Consider the following 2,707-nt stretch of genomic DNA (forward strand, 5'->3'; position numbering starts at 1 on the left):
AATCCAGCAGATGGAACAATTACAGAAAGAGTAGGAGAACCAGTAGTAGTAAATCCAACAGCAACAATTGTCAAAGTCGCAGCGAAGGACAAAGTGGAGACAACCGAACTCCCATCACCTAAGAAATATGTGAAAGATGATACACGCGACAAAGATCAACCAAATGTGGAAGAAGCAGGCCAAGTAGGTTCACGTACAGTAACAACTACTTACGAAGTAAATCCAGCAGATGGAACAATTACAGAAAGAGTAGGAGAACCAGTAGTAGTAAATCCAACAGCAACAATTGTCAAAGTTGCAGCGAAGGACAAAGTAGTAGAAACACCAATTGAACCAGAAGTTGAGTATGTTAGAGATGTTGAAAAAGACTTCGGTACACCAGCTCAGCGTACTGAGGGTAAAAAAGGTAAAACAGTTACTACAACTACTTATGATGTAGATCCAAACGACGGTCATATCACAGAACACGTTGGTAATCCAGTAGTCACCCCAGCAGGTAAGACAATCGTTAAAGTTGGTGCGAAAACTAAGGTTGAACAATCTAAAGATTCTGAAGGTCATGATGTGATTGATACCACTACCTATGAAGTTGATCCAAAAACAGGTAAGGTAACTCCAACAACCGTTCGAACTTATGGAACAACAAAAGAACCAACAGTTGAGAAGAGAGTAGTACCATCACTTGTTGTCTATGAAAAAGATGATACGAAAGAAAAAGGTACAGCCCCAACTACTGTTAAAGGTGAAGATGGTGAAGACACTATCACAACAACTTACACTGTGGATCCTAATACTGGAAAGATTACAGCAAGTGAAGGTCAACCAGTTCGTACGAAAGAACCAACGAATACTATTGTCAAAGTCGCAGCGAAGGATAAAGTAGAAACAACAGAAATCCCATCACCTAAGAAATATGTGAAAGATGATACACGCGACAAAGATCAACCAAATGTGGAAGAAGCAGGACAAGCAGGTTCAAGTAATACCACAACAACTTATAGTGTTGATCCTACTACAGGCGCTATTACAGAAACAGTAGGAGAACCAGTAGTAGTAAATCCAACAGCAACTATTGTCAAAGTCGCAGCCAAAGACAAAGTAGTAGAAACACCGATTGAACCAGAAGTTGAGTATATTAGAGATAGTGAACGAGAAGTTGGCACACCTAATGAACGCGTTGAAGGAGCTAAAGGTAAAACAGTTACTACCACTACTTACGATGTAGATTCAAACGACGGTCATATCACAGAACACGTTGGTACCCCAGTAGTCACCCCAGCAGGTAAGACAATCGTTAAAGTAGGAGCTAAAACTAAGGTTGAACAATCTAAAGATTCTGAAGGCCGTGATGTGATTGATACCACTACCTATGCAGTTGATCCAAAAACAGGTAAGGTAACTCCAACAATCGTTCGAACTTATGGGAAAACGAAAGCACCGACAGTAGAGTTAGAACAAGATTCTAAGACAGGTGATGTTACAGTGACACCGAAGAAACCAGATGGGTCAACATATCCACCAGGAACTAAGGTAGAAATCCCAGGTAAAGATGGTAATCCAATCGTCGTTACAATCGATGAAGATGGTAAAGGTAAAGTACCAAACAGTGATCTACCAAACGTAGAAAAAACAGGTACAGGTAAGATTACTGAACCAGGTAAATCATCTGTGGAAGTTCCTAAGGTAACAACTTTTGAAAACGATGTATTAGGGGGTTCAATTGCATTGCCAGAGCTAATGATTGAGGTTCGATGGATTGATGAAGACGGAAATGTATTGAAACCATCCGTTAAGACAGGTAATGAAAAGGATGCTGAACATGGATCAATTCCAGTATATGAATTTGTACGAACTGTGATTGATGAAAATGAACCAGTAATTACTCACATTTTCAGAAAAGTAAGTGGAAATACAAATCCAAATACAATTCCAGTCACTCCAGTCACTCCAGTCACACCTGATACTAATGGTGATTCTAGTCAATCCACAGCTCCACTAGCTACTCCAATTCAAGATGCTGTTAGTCCGAATGCTAATCACGGATCCATTACAACTACTATTGATAAGGAATCTAAGTCAAATGATTCTCAAAATGTATTGCCAAGACTTGGAACAGAGTCAAGTATGACTCTTGCATCTTTAGGGCTTCTTGGTATGCTAAGTAGCCTTGGACTTGCGTTTGGAAAGAAAAAAGAAGACTAAAATAAGCATTTCGTTAAAGTTTGAACTACTCACTGTTAAGTGAACGATGAAATAAAAGATTAAGAAACGACCTTGTTCCTCATTTGAAGAAGTACAAGGTCGTTGTTTTATTTTTGAAAAAGGGAGGTATCAGTATTGGTACCAACCCCCTCTCAAAATATTGTATGTCTTTAATCCTAGTGCTCAGTTTTGAAATGTTCCCAAAAGTTCTCAATCGGTGAGCGATTAGTACACTTTCTAATCTAATATAATGGATTGAACCTAGAATAGTACGCTACGGATTCTAAAACATTTATAGAAATTTATTTGACTTTCCTAATTTCTTTGTTCATATCTTATTTTAATCCACTATATATAGAGAATGTCATCAGAAAGGAGAATCTTTCTGTTTTATTTAAACAAACTGTATATTAATGTGTTATAAACATTCGCATATGTTTGCGCTTTATTCGAGAGGTTGAACGGCTTTATGATTGCTTAAATGAATTGAAAATGATATAATCGA

Annotated in this window: 1 pseudogene; it reads left to right on the plus strand. The window is 38.1% G+C overall.

The window, feature by feature from the left end:
* Positions 1–2,202 (plus strand): annotated as a pseudogene (locus M1R56_RS03550) (G5 domain-containing protein); the annotation flags it as partial.
* Positions 2,203–2,707 lie beyond the last annotated feature (505 nt).

Origin of the sequence: Streptococcus sp. oral taxon 431 (genome assembly GCF_023115445.1) — a bacterium.
Taxonomy (GTDB): Bacteria; Bacillota; Bacilli; order Lactobacillales; family Streptococcaceae; genus Streptococcus.